This is a genomic window from Escherichia sp. MOD1-EC6300 (assembly GCF_002965045.1).
GTDB lineage: Bacteria > Pseudomonadota > Gammaproteobacteria > Enterobacterales > Enterobacteriaceae > Escherichia > Escherichia coli_F.
In genome coordinates this window covers 64,379-83,251 of sequence record NZ_PTRH01000018.1, presented here as the reverse complement: position 1 = coordinate 83,251, position 18,873 = coordinate 64,379, and the positions used below count along the sequence as shown (strand labels likewise).

The following is an 18,873-nucleotide window of genomic DNA, read 5'->3' as shown; positions in this document are numbered from 1 at the left end:
TGCGCTACGCTTATCAGGCCTACAGATTCTTGTGCCATTCGTAGGCCGGATAAGGCGTCCACGCCGCATCCGGCAATCGTGACAAATGCCTGATGCGCTACGCTTATCAGGCCTACAGATTCTTGCGCCACTCGTAGGCCGGATAAGGCGTTCACGCCGCATCCGGCAATGGTGACAAATGCCTGATGCGCTACGCTTATCAGGCCTACAGATTCTCGCGCCACTCGTAGGCCGGATAAGGCGTTCACGCCACATCCGGCATGAACATGTCAGTCAGACGCCGTAACGTTCGCACCAGCCAAGAATGGCTTTCTCGAAGCAGGCGAATGGTGGATGCACAATGCCCGCGCCAATCATGCCGACGCCTGCATCTTTATGGGCAATGGCGGTGTTGATCACCGGCAGAATGCCACTGCTACCCACGCGGGTGATGTCGATTGCCGTCGGCACACCCATAAAACCGAGCAGCGGAATGGTCACGTTGGGGTTTTCGCCGAGAGTGATTTCGCACATCTGACGGGAGAAATCGATAGCCTCTTCCACCGTACCGCCCACCAGCGCGACGATTGCAGGCGCGGTCGCCATAGCAAATCCACCAATGCCGTAGGTTTCGGTGATGGCGCTGTCGCCAATATCCAGCCCCGAATCTTCCGGCTTATAACCGGCAAACATCGGGCCGATGACCTGTTGCGCCGGGCCGGTAAACCACTGCCCCGGCAGGCCGCTGACTCGCAGGCCGAACTCGACACCATTACGCGCCATCGTGGTCACCACGGTGCTGTATTCGATGCCGTGCGCCGCATCCATCGCCGCTTTACACATCGCCATCCACGTCGGGCCGGAGAAGTAGTCGCTGCTGGCGACAAACTCAAACACTTCGCGCTGTTGCTCGACGGAATAACCCGCCTGAATAATCCCCGGCGTCAGCGCCTGAATCAGCAGCGTCGTCCCGGCGTTATTGCGGTTATGGCATTCATCGCCCATATGCAGCGCCTGCGCCAGCATCAAGCGCAGATCAATCTCACCGAGAATTTTCATCGCGTCACGCAGCATTGGCCCCTGCACATCGCGCATCCAGTTGAGGCGGTCAATCACGCTCTGATCGTTGGCACCCATACGCAAAATCTTCGCCATCTGCTCGCTCATATTGGTGTAAGCGATGTTGCCGAAGGTTTTGTTTTTCACGATGTGCATAAACATCGAGGCAGAGGTAACACCCGCCATCGAACCCACGCAGTCATGCTCGTGGCACGGCGAGAAAGTGATCTCCCCGGAAGCCGCCAGTTCAGCCGCCTCGTCAAGATCTTTCGCCAGCCCTTCGAACACCAGCGCCCCGGTGACCGCGCCTTTCATCGCGCCGCACATTTTTTCCCAGGTCACTGGCGGCCCGGCGTGAAGAATGGTTTTCACCGTCATGCCTGGCACCACGTTAATCGCCTGATCAAAACCAATCAGCACCGGATGCGACTGGATAATGCGTTCCAGCGCCTGCTGGTTAGCGGCGGCGATTTTGTCTGCCAGCGGCGAATCGGCAATGTTGTCCAGTGCCTGCACCACCTGCATATTGCCCTGCCCCGGCGGCGTCCAGTCGAGTTGGGTTACTTCTACATGCTGCTTTTTCAGATCATCGCTAAACATAGCGATGCCGACATTAATAACGTTCAACGGTTGGCTAAACAGTGACTGGCTCATCAGGCTTCCTCCCCTTTGCAAATAAATTCACGCGCCAGCAATCCGGTATTGGTGCTGCTGCTGGCCAGAATCACCCCGGCATCAAGCAGCATCTGGCTTTGTTGTGCTAACGATGGCGTATCGAGATCGGTACCCAGCACATAGGCGAGAATGATCAACTCGCGGCCTTCGGCGGCAGCGATCGCTTTCGCTTCTTTGATCGCCTCGATGGTGGAACCGACCGGATCTTCATGCGATCCAAATCCGAGCACAAAATCCATCACGATCACCGCCACTTCTGGATCGCGCGCTTCTTCGATCAACCGGCTGATGCGGTTGGTGGGGTCAATCATTGGATGCGGCTTGCCGTTGGTGAAGTCGTCATCGCCAAAGTCGAGGAAGGTGTGTTTGATGCTGCGGTTGATATCTTGCAGGCGGAATTCCGGATCGGGCTGAATGTTGCTGTAGACATCGCCATGTTTTTCCATCACCGCGAACATGGTTTCGTCACACAGCGTACCGCCGCAGAACAGTCCTCGAATGTATTTCTGCTGCGGTTGCAGGCGAGCGCGCACGTCAGCAATCAACGGCTGGTTCAGCGTATGCAGCTCGAGATGTTCCTGTTTCACGCCGGAGAGCATCACCGCTTTCAATGCCGCCTCTTTACTGCCGCGGGCAAACTGTAGCCCCTGCTCATCCACTGGTGTTTCGCCACGGCCGAGGAAGCAGACCACCACCGGCTTGCGGCAGGCGCGTGCGCGTTCCAGCACTTTGCGGGCCACCGCAGGCGCAGGCGGTTTGGAGATAAGTACAATGATTTCAGTTTGCGGATCGTTTTCCAGCATCCCGATGGCGTCGAGCATCATCAGGCCGCCGATTTTCTCGCTCAGGTCGCGCCCGCCGGTGCCAATCAGTTGCGAAATGCCGCCACCAAATTCATGAATGCGGACGCTCAGCTCCTGGCTACCGGTGCCGGATGCGCCAACAATACCGATGTTGCCGCGACGCACAGCGTTACCAAAGCAGAGCGCCGCGCCGTTGATAATCGCCGTGCCGCAGTCTGGCCCCATCATCAGCAGCCCTTTTTCGTGGGCCAGTTGCTTGAGCGCCAGTTCATCTTCAACTGAGACATTATCGGAAAACAGCATCACGTTAAGATCGTTTTGCAGCGCCTGACGTGCTTCGCGAGCGGCAAACAGACCGTTGACCGAAATCACTGCCAGGTTATTTTCCGGGATATGCTTTTTGGCGCTGGCAATCGTGGCATAACGCGCCTCGTGCGAGCCGCTTTGCGCTTTGCTGTTGAACAGTTCTTCAATCTCCACCAGCAACTGCTCGTTGTCTGCGCCCGCTTTGCCGTTGATGACAATCATCAGGTCGCCGTTTTTCGCCTGCTCCAGCTCCGGCGTCAGCAGCCCTAAATTCTTCAGCACGCCTTTGTTCATTTCTGTCGCCATCGCCACAAATGCCTGCTCGACGCCGTCGAGTTTATTTGCACGCGTGGAGATAGACATCAGCGAGACAGAATCAAAATAGGTATTCGGTTTAATGACTATTTTAACTGACATAATTCCCTCCGTAGGTTTGGCTCAGCGCACAACCATCGGCCATGCCATACAGCATGTCGCAGCCGGAACTGGAGCCAATATGTTTAATTTTTTCTATTGCCTGAGTTGCGTTCCCAGGTATGTCATAAATAATGTTATGAATAAAACGATGAATATTTTCCCGGCAGCGTTGTTGTAATGCGGCTTCCAGCGTTATGGCACTTAATAACGTGGTATTATTTCTGCCGTGTTGCAGACCGAGATAAAATTCCTCTTTGTATTTTTCCGCCGGATGCCCAGGAACAAATAAAATAAGCGCCAGACCTGTTAAATAATCGTCGGCTGATGGCGTAAGGCCAATCCCTAACCCCATCATACTGACGACCGCTGAGGCGATATTTTGTTTATCGTTTACGGCCTGAATAACTGCCCGTCGTTTAATATGTAATTCTTTATTTAACGCCTGATAAAACGGATTATCGCCGCGATAATTAAACAGGGTTTCATTTTCCCCCAGGTGCTGATGAATAATGTCGTGCCACTGTTGCCAGGCGATAAGGTGAAAATTTTCAGCGGTCATTTGCAAAGCTGGGGACAGCCAACGCTGGCAATGACTCATCTCTATATGAAGATGTTGACCAACCGTAATACCTTGATCATCAAACTGAACCTTATCACCATGACGGAACAGACCATCAAAGTGAGTGAGTGCCAACCGACAACTGTTTGGCGCATTGTCGTACTCTTCACAAAGCAGCGTTAGCAACTGCTGGCGAACCGGGAGTGCGATATTTACCGCTCTGGCAAAGACCTGTTCAACCTGTCCTTGCCCCCGCTGTACCAGAAAATCTGCATCCGCAGTTAGCGCCCACACACACCGTCTTTCTGGTGTGTTGATAGCAAACCTCCCGGTTTATGCGCCTGCGGCAATCAGCAACTGAGCAATCTCTTCAAAGCCCCGTTCCCGTGCCAGTTCCAGCGGCGTTTTACCATATTTATCCGTCATGTGCGGGCTGGCACCGTGTTCCAGCAATAACTGGACAATCGCCTGCTGTTTTATCCCGCCATCATTAAGCACAATTGCTTCCAGTAGCGGCGTCCAGCCAACATGGTTGGTCTGGTTAACGTTAATCTCCGTATGCGCCAAAAGCTCTTTTACAATACTTAAATGGCCTTTTTCACAGGCAGGCGTCAGGCCGACACCGCCGAAACGGGTTACACAATTAAGGTCTGGTTTAGCCGGTAAAATAATCCGTAACAGGGTTAAATCGCCGGTCAGGCAGCTCATTAAAAAAGGATTTAAACAGGTCTGGTCTTGTTTATTAATATCCGCACCGGCATCAATTAACGCCTGAACGCAAGCATATTGCTGATATAAACTTGCCAGCGTAATTGCCGTTTTCCCCTGGCGATCGCAGGTATTAATATCGACACCCAGAGCAAGGCAGGCTTTTACTTTATCGATATCACCCTGTTGCGCAGCCAATAAATAGTCGGCAGGTAGATTTTTTATACTCATTAACATTCCCCTGGTTTTTGTGGCTGTTTTCGATGAATTGAGAATAGCAACGATAATCTGATAAAAGAACCCGCTTAAATTTAATTCGCCGTATTTCGCCTTTTTGTTGAATGATGTTCAACAATCTTTTCGCAGTGTGCGGTAGTGCAATATTTGTTTCTTTGACCCGATACCCTTCCACTCAATCAGGTTTTATTTCTCTATAGTCTGCACATGTAAGAGTAGCTTTCGTCCATGTCTAACCAGAGGGGAACAAGATGAACGGACTCACGGCAACGGGTGTCACCGTCGGTATTTGTGCAGGGCTTTGGCAGTTAGTGTCTTCACATGTTGGGCTTTCTCAGGGATGGGAATTATTAGGAACCATTGGCTTTGTCGCCTTTTGCAGTTTTTATGCCGCAGGCGGCGGTAAATCGGGGTTTATCAGAAGCCTGGCGGTTAATTATTCCGGGATGGTGTGGGCGTTTTTCGCCGCGCTGGCTGCCGGTTGGCTGGCCTCGGTGAGTGGGATTTCCGGCTTCTGGGCGAGCGTGATTATGACTGTACCCTTCTCGGCGGTGGTGGTCTGGCAAGGACGTTTCGGTTTACTGTCTTTTATTCCCGGAGGCTTTCTCGGCATGACGCTATTTTTTGCCAGCGGGATGAACTGGACGGTGACATTACTGGGTTTTCTGGCGGGTAACTGCGTGGGGATAATTTCAGAATATGGCGGACAAAAATTAAGCGAAGCGACGACTAAACGCGACGGGTATTAAAAGTTATTCAAAAATGATTATCTATCTTTAACCGATACCTCTACAGTCATAGCTGGAGAAATTCATAGTAGATAATGGCGGGAATGGTTTAATGAACTCAATTTTTACCGAAGAGAATCTGTTGGCATTTACTACCGCTGCGCGTTTTGGCAGCTTCAGTAAAGCCGCAGAAGAGTTGGGTTTAACCACTTCCGCCATTAGCTACACCATCAAGCGAATGGAAACAGGGCTGGATGTGGTGCTGTTCACTCGCAGTACCCGCAGCATTGAGTTAACGGAGTCCGGGCGTTATTTTTTCCGCAAAGCTACCGACCTGCTGAATGATTTTCACGCCATCAAACGCAGCATCGATACTATTTCGCAGGGCATAGAAGCGCGTGTGCGTATTTGTATTAATCAGCTGCTTTATACGCCCAAACACACCGCACGCTTATTACAGGTACTGAAAAAGCAGTTTCCAACCTGCCAGATTACCGTCACCACCGAAGTGTATAATGGCGTCTGGGATGCGATTATTAATAATCAGGCGAATATCGCTATCGGCGCACCCGACACGCTGCTGGACGGCGGCGGCATTGATTACACGGAGATTGGCGCGATTCGCTGGGCTTTTGCTATCGCCCCGGATCACCCGTTAGCCTTTGTGCCGGAACCCATCGCCGAAAGCCAACTGCGTCTCTATCCTAATATCATGGTGGAAGACACCGCGCATACGATTAATAAAAAAGTGGGCTGGTTGCTGCATGGGCAGGAGTCGATTCTGGTGCCAGATTTCAACACCAAATGTCAGTGCCAGATTTTAGGCGAAGGAATTGGTTTTTTGCCGGATTACATGGTCCGCGAGGCGATGGCGCAAGCGCTACTGGTTACCCGACAAATTCATAACCCGCGCCAGGATTCGCGCATGTTACTGGCAACTCAACACTCTGCCACCGGTCAAGTGACGCAGTGGATTAAAAAGCAGTTTGCGCCAAAGGGTATATTAACAGGGATCTATCAGGATTTACTGCATCGGGAGAATTGATATCTACCAACCTCCCGATGCGCTGTGAATAGCGGTTTACATCAACCACCTGCTTTCATTACCCATTCAGAGATAAATTTATTACCCGGTACTGGCGGAGAGTACAAATAGCCCTGCAAAAAGTGAACGCCTTTGCCGATCATTAAATCCGCCTGCTCCTGGGTTTCTACCCCTTCCGCCACGATACTCAGACCAGGCTTACGCGCCAGTTCGACAATATTGTCCACAATATGACCGGAAATTTCGTCGACACTCGCCATTTGCACAAACGACTTGTCAATTTTAATAAAATCGACCGGAAACGCCTGCAGATAACGATAGGTCGCATAACCCGTACCAAAGTCATCCAGCGCAAAGGTAATGTTGTGCTGATGAAGGCTGTCAAATATCGCTCTGGCTTCTGGCGTTACCGGAATGGGGTTGCGTTCCGTTAGCTCAAGAACCAGCTTGATTTTATCGTTACCTAATTTCTTGACCAGGTTCAGACACTCTTTTTCAAATCCTGCGGCCAAAAAACATCCTGCCGAGACGTTGATTCCAATATGGAAATTATCCGGCAGCAAATGTTTTACTGGCATCAGAATATCCGCAGTCTGTTTCATCAGCTGGCGAGTCATTATGACAATAAGACCGGATGACTCCGCCAGAGGAATAAACTGATCCGGTGGGATAATTCCCGTTTGCGGATGTTCCCAGCGAACAAGCACTTCACAGCCCGTCAGTACCCCTGTCTGCGCGCAGAAAACGGGCTGGATCCACGGTTTGAATTCGTGATTTTCCAACGCCAGACTGATGGCTTCAGGCGTGACGATATGGTGACAACGGTTATCAGGAATATAAAAATTATTTTTATTTCCCTTGCCACTGATGACTTGCGGATGATATTGAAAAAAGATATCCCGCCAGAAAGTAATATCACTCTGGATGCCTAATTTTTCATACAACTGCTTCTTCTGATGTGAAATTGTCTTTGCGCTACGATTTCTGTATTGTGATATTTCTGTAACCGACATTCCCTCCATTAGCAGCTTGAGTAAAAGCCGTTCTTTTTCGGACACGATACCAGGCAAGGTCAAATTAACCGTTGCCCCGAACTCTTCCAAAAAAACACTCAAATCATGCGAAGCCATTGAACACACCTTGATGAAATCTTGTGCGCCAGCTAAATCTGCTTGTCTTCACTCTAACTGATAAAGCTGACTGCAAGAAAATGACACAGAGAGCCGAATTATCTCCCGTTCGGCTCTCTCTCCTTTTACTCATTATTCAGATCAGAATTGCCACTTAATGCCCACCATTGCAGAGGTGTCATTATATCCTCTATCGGCAACCTGAACGCCCACATTCCCCCAGACATTCAGGTTGGCATTTAGCTGTCCTTCCACCCCGGTTTTTATCTCAGCAATATTTCGGGCGCCATCCTGAGTGACGGAGACGCCATCCATGCTGGTGCTGAAATCCTTACTGTTATGCAGCCAGTTCACTTCTACAAACGGCTGGAACTCGCGGGATTTACCCTCATCCATTTTATGGTGGCTCTTCAGCCAGGTTTTTACGCCAAGTCGGGTTTGAACATTGCCATCACCGTTGCTATGAACGAGGGTTCCGTTGCTTTCGCGGTGATTATCGGCTTTGACTCCCATCCAGGTAACCTGTGCTTGCGGCTGAACATACCATTCATTACGCGTTCCCTGGCTGCCATTAAATTCAGCTAATTTGTGTTTGTATCCAGCTTCCAGTGAAGCGGTAAATCCTTTTGATTTATAGGATTCACTTTGTAAGTCATCCCCTTTCACTGTGTTATCAAACCAACTGTACTGCGCCCAACTGTCGAGATACGCGCCATTACGCGACTCGTCATCGGCATACCAGGTGGCATAGAGGCCTGTGCTATATCCGTTCACACTCGCTTTTGCACGATAACCAGTTCGCGAGGAAATGGTTTTGCTGTCGCTGTTGCCATATCCCGCCATGACCCCAACATGCCAGCGATCGCTGCCGTTTTGGCTCCACTGCGCGATATCGCCTCCCAGTTGCAGAACATAGCGATTGCTTTGGGTTTTCAGCTGGCCGCTGCCATCACGCCATTTATTATGACCACCTTCATGGCGCATCCACATAGTGGTTTGTTTCTGCTCACCCGTCACCATGTCGGTATAGTACGTATTACCCAGACGCTCATGCAGACGCGTGTTGAACATGGTATTCGCTGCTGCAAGGTTCGCAATGTAGCTACCCGCCTCCGGTCGCAGGTCATTATCCACATTCAGATCCGGACCCGGCGTAGGTGTCGGGTTAGGGTTCGGCTCTGGATTCGGGTTTGGCTCCGGATTCGGCATCGGGTCGGGCTCCGGCTGCAGTTCAGGAGAATCACTGCCGCTGGTCAGATACCAGTTACCGCTATTTGCCCCCTGTCCACGCGCGAGAGTGTAGTCATATGCCCCCGCAACGATACGCCCAGCCTGAACAAATTCGCCCTCAGACTTACCGTCTACATGGATAAGTTCGATACCGTTAAGGGTTTTCGCACCTGTACCGCCAGCGTTATTCACCGTAACGGCAGTCGTGCCGCTAGTATCGCCCTCGACAACCAATTTATCGGTTACTGAGTCATCGCCATTCAGTACCGTATTCATTACTAGTTGACCGTTATTACCGTGGTAGTTCCCCTTCACCACCAACACGTTGCCAGCTTGCTGTCCTGACATTCCGGTCATCAGCGTACCGTTGTTGGTCAGATTGCCACCCAGGGTGTAATTCACTGGTGCAGCCGCTCTTTTTTCAGCGCTATTATTCAGCGCCAGGGTGCCGTTGTTCTCAATGTTTGCGTTACCCATTCCCTGCGCATGACTAACCAGGACATTAGCCGAGCTAGCAATGTTCACATTCGCCGTCAGGTTGCTATTATCGCCCGCTATGTCCAGCGTGCCGCCCTGGATATTCAGTTCCCCGTCGCCGCTTAACGAACCGCTTGAAGTCCCCCCGTTGGCAACCGTCAGAGTGCCGCCGTTTAAGTTCAGCAACGAATCGGCGCTAGCCTTGAGCGTACCCACGGTCTGGCTGTGACCATTCATATCCAGTTCAGTCTCTGCCGCCAGACGCAGTTCATGGGTATTACCCAACACGTTATCGTTATTCAACAAAAGCGTCCCGCTACGCAGATCGGTAACACCGGTATAGTCATTGTCTTTGTTTGAAAGCGATACGGTCTGACCTTTCTGGCTGCTGAAGGCCAGGTCACCACTGCCGGTAACCTTTGCACTGAGATCGGCGGCATTCTCGCTCTTACCGTTGGCACTCAGCACCAGGGCGTCACTGTCGGTAGCCTGCAAATCAAGCTGGGTCAGGCCGTAACCGATATACAGACCGTCATTGTTTACCCCACTCGTCAGGCGATAATCATAAGTGCCGACGGCCGCTTTTTGCCCATTCTGCTGAATATCACGCTGTGATCTGCTGGAGAGGATTTGCCCATTTTTATTCTGTAGTTGAAGATTACCCGCATCCCCCAGAACTTCCGCACCCTGTGCATCAACCAGCTTAATGGTGCTGTTACCATCATCGACTTCAGTGAGCGATAACGCAGAGTCAATATCACGAGAAACAGAGCGTACAACGTCACTGTCAGTAACCTGAATCACACCCTCGCCGCGCAAATCCAGCGTTTTACTAACGTTGACCGTCCCTTCTGTCATCTGCGCGCCAGCGGCCAGGGCACCAAAATCAACGGTTCCGCCCGAGAATCCCAGAGTGCTAATGGAGTGAGCGCCCTTACCCACTGTTATCTGGCTTCCCTGACCCGCAGTGATCCCGCCTTTCTGCAGAAACTCAGCATTTTTTTCCAGGTTAAATGTCGTGTTCTGGAACGCCAGTGAACCCTGGAACCAGTCTGTATAAGCAAACTCATCGAAGGAGAATTCGTGATTCCCCATGTTTATTTCAACAATGCCTTTACCTTCAAGATCGTTATCAAATACCCAATCTTTGTTGGCATTAATTTGCAGTTTGCCATCAACATCCAGTTCTGCACGGCCGATGTTCTTATCTTCAGAAATAACAGCGACAGCATCGGAAGCGACATCAATATATCCGCTGAATGCATAGTTATTGCCGGTCAACTCCACCGTCCCACTGTCGATACTTATTGTACCGTTGCCGGAAATCTTATTGGCAAAGGTCATGCTATCGTCAGCCTTCAGGTGTAATTTCCCGCGGTTGGTGATTTCTGCTGTACCTATATTTTGGGTGATCCCTAAAGCCCCGTTTTTCTCAATTTTGACTTTACCGCTAAAGGCGGAGTTATCCCCGGTTAAGTAAGTTGTACCATTGAGCGCATTGATATAGCCCAGGCCCTCGCTGCCACTGACAATATCCGCGGAAATAGTCGCGTTTTTATCCGTGTGGTTTAAAGTGATTTTCTTATCTGATGTCGAAGCCCACACAAACTCAATTTTTTCGGCATCAATAATCCCTGCCGCTTTCGCATCACTCCCTTCCTGGGCACCTAACGCCAACTCAGAGTTGGTGCTTAAACTAATAGTCGGCGCAGAAACTTTACCGCCTTCTGAAACGGCAAGTGTTGTATCGGAGTTTTGGTTATAATAGCCCAGGCTAATTTGCTTACTGGCATTAACTTCACCGCCGTTATTAACTGACAGGTACTGATTACCACCGTAACTGCTGTAAACGCCCATAAAGAAGGTTTCAGAATTTACCTGGCTGCCTTCACCACTGACATTTCCCTGCAAATAGGTCAGACGACTGGTGCCCTTAACATGGATTTTGCCGCCATTGGAGACGTTAAAATAGCCGCGATCATGCCAGGAGCCGGAGTTTGAGTCATATAAATCATCTGCATACAACTCACTACCAGCATTGGAGACGTTCAGGAAACCTGTACCTTTCAGCAGGACGTCAAGCTGACCATTGATATACACTTTCCCTCCGGTGATATCCAATCCACCACCAGAATTGAGCGTAAAGCGTGGACGCGAGGTGTCTGTTACGTTAATAACCAGATTAGCATTATCAGTCACCGTAATACGGTAATCGATGTTCTGATCGGTTTTGCCGTAATCAACAGTCTTATCCTGGTTCACGATGAAATCACCAGAGAACGCCAGAGATGAATATAAACTTATCGCGCTAATTAAAACAGCCCGGGACTTTTTTCCTTTTACTCTGCTCCCCAGCTCCGAGCAGACGCTCCAACAGTTACGGGACCTGTTCCACTTTAGCCGATATATTTTATTCATCACAATCTCCAGCAATACATCCAAATAAAACTAAGATTGCATAAACAGCAACGCATTAAATGCCATTCCGGTTACTGTTCATCGCATATAAAAATTCAAAAATTTTGCATAGCATTGACAACCACATATCTGAGTATGTAGTTCAGAGGGTAATAAAATAGCAAGTTACTACTGAAAACTTATTTTAAGTTAACACTATTAACTTTATCATTACATTCCACCCAGTCTCGAATACATGCGCATTATATGTATCCAGGAACTCAAATCAACTCAAAATATAAACAAAAGCAGGAGGAATACATTTAATATACAGCCGGTAAAAGTGGTAACTCTTATTAGGTATCAAAATATAAGAATCGTCTTATTAATAAATATATAACTCTATAGGACTGAATCCATTCAGCTAATGCAAAATAAAATCGTTAATTAATAAAATATAAAATCATGAAGTGATACAAGAGGAATTGCAGGATATGACATGACAATCATATATAATATATGCATAATTTTTTACAGCGAGTCAATGATTTCCGCGCCATATGCAGACATGGCGCGGTTTTATGCAAAAATAATCACACGTCCGGGAACATTACGCTATTACCCGGCGCTTCACGATGGAGATGGATAAAGTTTAGGTGCCGCTCGTACTGATCGAGAATATCGGTGATCACCTGCTCTTTGCTGTAGTCCATCAGGTCGTTGCCCTGGCTGCCTTCTAACAGGAAGGTTTCCAGCCGGTAGTAGGTCGATTTACCGCTACGTGCGCGGTAGGTAAAGCCCGGCACCGAATATTGCTGCGGCCAAATCTGATAGACAAAGTTTTGCTCTTCGCCCATATGCACCAACAAATCCAGATGCCCCAACTGTTGTCCCTCTTCCGGCGGCAGGCTTTTTAGCTCCACGTACGCGCCGCGCAACCGCAGCTCCTGCGCCACTTCTTCCATTGCCGGGTAACAGACCGTCTCCATCATCTGTTTAGTGTAACGCGTGCCCGGATAATTCATCAGGCGCGAGAGACGTTTTTTCCAGCTCAGGCGATCCTGAAGCCCCAGCGGTCGCGGCGCGGTATCACGGTTGGCACTTTCACGGCGGTAATCTTCTACCTTCAGAGATTTATACAATCCCGCCATCACGAAGAAAATCACAAAGCTGAACGGCAGCCCCATGATTACCGTGGTGTTTTGCAGCGCGGATATCCCGTTGGTCATCAGCATGCCAAGCGTCAGCAGACCAATGGCAACCGACCAGAAGACACGCAGCCAGCCCGGCGCGTCGCTGTTGATATCTTTAAGCTGCGAGGTGAAATTCCCCAGCACCAGCGCCCCGGAATCCGCCGAAGTTACGTAGAACAGCAAGCCAGTGATGGTGGCAACCGAGGCGCTAAAGGTAAATGCCGGATATTGCGCCAGCAGGCTGTAGAAGCCGCGCTCCGGATGGACCATCGCTTCCTCGGCAAATGCCGCGCCGCCGTGGATGATTTCATACAGCGCGCTATTGCCGAATACCGAGAGCCATAACAGCGTGAAGGTAAACGGAATAATCAACGTGCCCAGCACGAACTGGCGAATGGTACGCCCGCGCGAGATACGCGCCAGGAACAGGCCGACAAACGGCGACCATGCCACCCACCATGCCCAGAAGAAGAGCGTCCAGTTATTCATCCACTCAACCGGACGGTCGAAGGCAAAACTGTTGAGCGTCATTCCCATAAAGCGATTCACATAGTCGCCAACGTTCAGCACCAGCGCATTAAGCAGGAACGAGGTGTCGCCCATAAACAGCACGAACAGGATCAACCCCAGCGCCAGCGCAACGTTGAGTTCCGATAACACGCGAATGCCCTTATCGACACCGGAGGTGACAGAGATCGTTGCGATGATCACCGACAAGGCGATCAGTGCCGCTTTCGCCGCCATCGAATCGGGAATATCAAACAGTACGCTCAAGCCATAGTTAAGCTGCACCACGCCAATACCGAGCGTGGTCGCAATACCGAAAATGGTGCCGATTACCGCCGCGATATCTACCGTGTGACCAATCGGCCCGTTGATCCGTTTGCCGAAAATAGGATACAGCGCCGAGCGGATCGTGAGCGGTAAATTATAACGATAGCTAAAGTATCCAAGCGCCATGCCCATCAGCGCATACATCGACCAGCCGGTTAAGCCGTAGTGAAACAGCGTCCAGACCATCGCCTGACGCGCGGCCTCAATTGTCTGTCCCGCGCCTTCCGGCGGCTGCATATACTGCGTGACCGGCTCAGCAACGGAGAAGAACATCAGATCAATACCAATCCCGGCAGCGAACAGCATCGCCGCCCAGCTCAGTAGACTGAATTCCGGTTTGGATTGTTCAGGCCCGAGCTTCACCGAACCAAAACGCGAACAAGCGATGCAGACCACAAAGACAATATAGAGCGTTGCCGCCAGCAGATAGTACCAACCGAAGGTTTTAGAAACCCAGTCCAGCGTGCGGCCAATCCACAGGGCCGAGAAGTCGCGAAACAGGATCGTTGTCAGGGAAAACAACAAAATCAGTCCGGCGGAGGTGTAAAACACCACCGGATTGATTTTGTCCTTTTCCCTGCTGTGCGAAAGGTCTGTCATCCAGTATCCCCACTGTTATTGTTACCATTTAAAATCAAATTAGTAACAATTAAGACACATTTTATATTGAACGTCCAATCAATAACGGCTTTAATAGATTAACAACGCTGATGAATGGAGTGGCAAAAATGCCCAAATTGGGGATGCAGTCGATCCGGCGCAGACAACTGATCGACGCCACGCTGGAAGCAATAAATGAAGTAGGTATGCACGATGCGACGATCGCGCAGATTGCCCGCCGGGCGGGCGTTTCCACCGGGATCATTAGCCACTATTTCAAAGATAAAAATGGTCTGCTGGAAGCAACCATGCGTGATATCACCAGCCAGCTGCGTGACGCGGTCTTGAACCGCTTACACGCGCTACCGGATGGCAGCCCTGAGCAGCGATTACAGGCGATTGTTGACGGAAATTTCGATGAGACTCAGGTCAGTAATGCTGCGATGAAAGCCTGGCTGGCGTTTTGGGCCAGCAGTATGCATCAGCCGATGCTTTACCGTTTGCAGCAGGTGAGCAGCCGCCGCTTGTTGTCGAATCTGGTGAGCGAATTTCACCGCGAGTTACCGCGCAAAGAGGCACAGGAGGCAGGTTATGGCCTGGCCGCGCTGATTGACGGTTTATGGCTGCGCGCGGCATTGAGCGGTAAACCGCTGGATAAACCTCTCGCACACTCGCTCACCCGCCACTTTATCACTCAGCATTTACCCACCGATTAACCGAGGAGACGTGATGTCCCGAATGGCAGAACAGCAGCTTTATATACATGGTGGTTATACCTCCGCCACCAGCGGTCGCACCTTCGAGACCATTAACCCGGCCAACGGTAACGTGCTGGCGACCGTGCAGGCCGCCGGGCGTGAGGATGTCGATCGCGCCGTGAAGAGCGCCCAGCAGGGGCAAAAAATCTGGGCGGCGATGACCGCCATGGAACGCTCGCGCATTCTGCGTCGGGCCGTTGATATTCTGCGCGAACGCAATGACGAACTCGCTAAACTGGAAACCCTCGACACCGGGAAGGCGTATTCAGAAACCTCAACCGTCGATATCGTTACCGGCGCGGACGTACTGGAGTACTACGCCGGGCTGATCCCGGCGCTGGAAGGCAGCCAGATCCCGCTACGCGAGACGTCGTTTGTTTATACCCGCAGTGAACCGCTGGGCGTGGTCGCCGGAATTGGCGCATGGAACTACCCGATTCAGATTGCTTTGTGGAAATCCGCTCCGGCACTGGCCGCAGGCAACGCGATGATATTCAAACCGAGCGAAGTTACCCCGCTTACCGCGTTAAAGCTGGCTGAAATCTACAGCGAAGCGGGCCTGCCGGACGGCGTATTTAACGTGTTGCCGGGCGTAGGTGCGGAAACCGGGCAGTATCTGACCGAGCATCCGGGCATCGCCAAAGTGTCGTTTACCGGCGGCGTCGCCAGCGGCAAAAAGGTGATGGCTAACGCGGCGGCCTCTTCCCTGAAAGAGGTGACCATGGAGCTGGGCGGTAAATCGCCGCTGATCGTTTTCGACGATGCAGACCTCGATCTCGCCGCCGATATCGCCATGATGGCGAACTTCTTTAGCTCCGGTCAGGTGTGTACCAATGGCACCCGCGTCTTCGTTCCGGCGAAATGCAAAGCCGCGTTTGAGCAGAAAATACTGGCGCGCGTTGAACGCATTCGCGCGGGCGACGTTTTCGATCCGCAAACCAACTTTGGCCCGCTGGTCAGCTTCCCGCATCGCGATAACGTGCTGCGCTATATCGCCAAAGGTAAAGAGGAAGGCGCACGCGTGCTCTGCGGCGGCGATGTGCTGAAGGGTGATGGCTTCGATAACGGCGCATGGGTTGCACCGACCGTGTTCACCGATTGCCGCGACGAAATGACTATCGTGCGCGAAGAGATCTTCGGCCCGGTGATGTCGCTCCTCACGTATGAGTCTGAAGACGAAGTGATTCGCCGCGCCAATGATACCGACTACGGTCTGGCGGCGGGTATCGTCACGGCGGATCTGAACCGCGCGCATCGCGTCATTCATCAGCTGGAAGCCGGCATTTGCTGGATCAACACCTGGGGAGAATCCCCGGCGGAGATGCCCGTTGGCGGTTACAAACACTCCGGCATTGGCCGCGAGAACGGCGTGATGACGCTCCAGAGTTATACCCAGGTGAAGTCCATCCAGGTTGAGATGGCTAAATTCCAGTCCATATTCTAACCAGGAGGTTTATTTGCAATTTGACTACATCATTATTGGCGCCGGCTCTGCCGGCAACGTCCTCGCGACACGTCTGACTGAAGATCCGAACACTACCGTGCTGCTGCTTGAAGCGGGCGGCCCGGACTATCGCTTTGACTTCCGTACCCAAATGCCCGCTGCGCTGGCGTTCCCGCTACAGGGTAAACGCTATAACTGGGCGTATGAGACCGAGCCGGAACCGTTTATGAACAACCGTCGCATGGAGTGCGGACGCGGTAAGGGGCTTGGTGGATCATCACTGATCAACGGCATGTGTTACATCCGTGGTAACGCGCTGGATCTCGATAACTGGGCGAAAGAACCCGGTCTGGAGAACTGGAGCTACCTCGACTGTCTGCCCTACTATCGCAAGGCCGAGACTCGCGATGTGGGCGAGAACGACTACCACGGCGGTGATGGCCCGGTGAGCGTCACCACCTCCAAACCCGGCGTCAATCCGCTGTTTGAAGCGATGATTGAAGCGGGCGTGCAGGCGGGCTACCCGCGCACGGACGATCTCAACGGCTATCAGCAGGAAGGTTTTGGCCCGATGGATCGCACCGTCACGCCGCAGGGCCGTCGCGCCAGTACCGCGCGCGGTTATCTCGATCAGGCCAAATCGCGCCCTAACCTGACGATTCGTACTCACGCTATGACCGATCACATCATTTTTGACGGCAAACGCGCGGTGGGCGTCGAGTGGCTGGAAGGCGACAGCACCATTCCGACCCGCTCGGCGGCGAATAAAGAAGTGCTGTTATGTGCAGGCGCGATTGCTTCACCGCAGATCCTGCAACGCTCCGGCGTCGGCAACGCTGGACTGCTGGCGGAGTTTGATATTCCGCTGGTGCATGAATTACCTGGCGTCGGCGAAAATCTTCAGGATCACCTGGAGATGTATCTGCAATATGAGTGCAAAGAACCGGTTTCCCTCTACCCTGCCCTGCAGTGGTGGAATCAGCCGAAAATCGGTGCGGAGTGGCTGTTTGGCGGCACCGGCGTGGGTGCCAGCAACCACTTTGAAGCAGGTGGATTTATCCGCAGCCGTGAGGAATTTGCGTGGCCGAACATTCAATACCACTTCCTGCCGGTAGCGATTAACTACAACGGCTCGAATGCGGTGAAAGAGCACGGTTTCCAGTGCCACGTTGGCTCAATGCGCTCGCCAAGCCGTGGGCATGTGCGGATTAAATCCCGCGACCCGCACCAGCATCCGGCGATTTTGTTTAACTACATGTCGCACGAACAGGACTGGCAGGAGTTCCGCGACGCGATTCGCATCACCCGCGAGATCATGCATCAACCGGCGCTGGATCAATACCGTGGCCGCGAAATCAGCCCCGGCGCGGAATGCCAGACAGATGAGCAGCTCGATGAGTTTGTGCGTAATCACGCCGAAACCGCCTTCCACCCATGCGGTACGTGCAAAATGGGGTACGACGAGATGTCCGTTGTGGATGGCGAAGGCCGCGTGCACGGGCTGGAAGGATTACGCGTAGTCGATGCGTCAATTATGCCGCAGATCATCACCGGCAATCTGAACGCCACGACCATTATGATTGGCGAGAAAATGGCGGATATGATTCGCGGACGAGAAGCGTTGCCCAGAAGTCTGGCGGCGTATTTTGTGGCGAATGGGATGCCAGTAAGAGCGAAAAAACTGAATCGCGATTTGAACTAACGCAGGAACTTACAAGATTGAGAGTTACCGTTCTACGATAAGGACCGAATCCTTATATAAAAAACATAGGTAACTCTCATGCTTCATATCCAGTATTCATGATGCTGGTTTTTTGCTGATGTTTTTACCAGAATATTCCTGATACAGACTATTAATTCAAGCTTATCTGCGACAGATTTCATTTTCTGGATATATTATGAGTGACAAATCAAACAGGATATCGATCTGATTGAAATTTTATTTTATCTGAAGAAAAAGATTCGTGTTATTCTGTTTATTATAGCTGTTTGTATGACAATGGTGCTATTATTTCTGTACATCAATAAAGACAATATAAAGCTGAGTTACAGCCTAAAAATAAACCACACAACATCAGGCATACTTGTAAGCTGTGATAGCAATAATAACTTTGCCTGTCAGACCACAATGACTGAAGATGTTATTCAGCGAATTACGAGTTTTTTAGACCAGTACTAATGCTAAAAATTGCCTTGTCAAAAAAATGGTAGATGAATACAAACAAAACTCTGGGCAGTAATAAACAGCATTCTGATAGAGAGTGCCTGTATAAAGCTGAAGTGACAATGACCGG

Annotated in this window: 13 protein-coding genes and 1 pseudogene; 6 read left to right on the top strand and 8 right to left on the bottom strand. The window is 51.2% G+C overall.

The genetic code is table 11. The features are described from left to right. The 5 genes from BGE37_RS25345 to BGE37_RS21185 all read right to left on the bottom strand — a co-directional run. Positions 1-248, bottom strand: a 248-nt coding sequence (locus BGE37_RS25345; RefSeq protein ID WP_157944754.1) for a protein YahH, incomplete at its 3' end; no start/stop codon positions are given. A gap of 25 nt (positions 249-273) precedes the next feature. Further along, a complete protein-coding gene (locus BGE37_RS21200; protein ID WP_105288416.1) occupies positions 274-1,692 on the bottom strand; it encodes a DUF1116 domain-containing protein in 1,419 nt (472 codons plus the stop codon). Continuing rightward, positions 1,692-3,239 carry an acyl-CoA synthetase FdrA gene (gene fdrA / locus BGE37_RS21195; RefSeq protein WP_105288415.1) on the bottom strand — a complete coding sequence of 516 codons (1,548 nt, stop codon included), beginning with the start codon at positions 3,237-3,239 and terminating at the stop codon, positions 1,692-1,694. The genes BGE37_RS21200 and fdrA overlap by 1 nt, the downstream gene beginning before the upstream one ends. Then, positions 3,229-4,092, bottom strand: a complete 864-nt coding sequence (locus BGE37_RS21190; protein WP_105288414.1) for a DUF2877 domain-containing protein — start codon at positions 4,090-4,092, stop codon at positions 3,229-3,231. The genes fdrA and BGE37_RS21190 overlap by 11 nt, the downstream gene beginning before the upstream one ends. 39 nt (positions 4,093-4,131) lie before the next feature. Then, positions 4,132-4,737, bottom strand: a complete 606-nt coding sequence (locus tag BGE37_RS21185) for an ankyrin repeat domain-containing protein (protein ID WP_105288413.1) — start codon at positions 4,735-4,737, stop codon at positions 4,132-4,134. Between the two features lie 257 nt (positions 4,738-4,994). Between BGE37_RS21185 and BGE37_RS21175 the strand changes: the two genes are divergently transcribed. After that, entirely contained in the window at positions 4,995-5,492 is a 498-nt protein-coding gene (locus tag BGE37_RS21175) for a DUF1097 domain-containing protein (protein WP_039021042.1), read from the top strand. A gap of 91 nt (positions 5,493-5,583) precedes the next feature. Then, positions 5,584-6,516: a LysR substrate-binding domain-containing protein gene (locus BGE37_RS21170; protein WP_032183360.1), complete on the top strand. Its 933-nt coding sequence runs from the start codon at positions 5,584-5,586 to the stop codon at positions 6,514-6,516. A gap of 41 nt (positions 6,517-6,557) precedes the next feature. On the opposite strand, the gene BGE37_RS21165 is transcribed toward BGE37_RS21170, so the two are convergent. The 3 genes from BGE37_RS21165 to betT all read right to left on the bottom strand — a co-directional run bounded on the left by BGE37_RS21165 (position 6,558) and on the right by betT (position 14,377). Then, positions 6,558-7,646: an EAL domain-containing protein gene (locus tag BGE37_RS21165; protein WP_000146382.1), complete on the bottom strand. Its 1,089-nt coding sequence runs from the start codon at positions 7,644-7,646 to the stop codon at positions 6,558-6,560. Positions 7,647-7,787: 141 nt separating this feature from the next. Then, positions 7,788-11,771, bottom strand: a complete 3,984-nt coding sequence (ehaA, locus tag BGE37_RS21160) for an autotransporter adhesin EhaA (RefSeq protein ID WP_105288411.1) — start codon at positions 11,769-11,771, stop codon at positions 7,788-7,790. Positions 11,772-12,343: 572 nt separating this feature from the next. Beyond that, complete coding sequence (betT, locus tag BGE37_RS21155) at positions 12,344-14,377, bottom strand: choline BCCT transporter BetT (protein WP_105288410.1); 2,034 nt, start codon at positions 14,375-14,377, stop codon at positions 12,344-12,346. Between the two features lie 128 nt (positions 14,378-14,505). On the opposite strand from betT, the gene betI reads away from it, so the two are divergent. The 4 genes and pseudogenes from betI to BGE37_RS21130 all read left to right on the top strand — a co-directional run. After that, on the top strand, positions 14,506-15,093 hold the full coding sequence (gene betI, locus BGE37_RS21145; protein ID WP_001355152.1) for a transcriptional regulator BetI: 588 nt from the start codon (positions 14,506-14,508) through the stop codon (positions 15,091-15,093). 13 nt (positions 15,094-15,106) lie between these two features. Then, positions 15,107-16,579, top strand: coding sequence for a betaine-aldehyde dehydrogenase (gene betB, locus BGE37_RS21140; RefSeq protein ID WP_105288409.1), 1,473 nt, complete (start codon positions 15,107-15,109; stop codon positions 16,577-16,579). Between the two features lie 13 nt (positions 16,580-16,592). Beyond that, the gene (gene betA / locus BGE37_RS21135; protein ID WP_032183353.1) at positions 16,593-18,281 is read left to right on the top strand and encodes a choline dehydrogenase; all 1,689 of its coding nucleotides are present in this window, start codon (positions 16,593-16,595) and stop codon (positions 18,279-18,281) included. 207 nt (positions 18,282-18,488) lie between these two features. Next, a pseudogene (locus BGE37_RS21130) lies at positions 18,489-18,743 on the top strand (hypothetical protein); the annotation flags it as partial. Between the last annotated feature and the right edge of the window lie 130 nt (positions 18,744-18,873).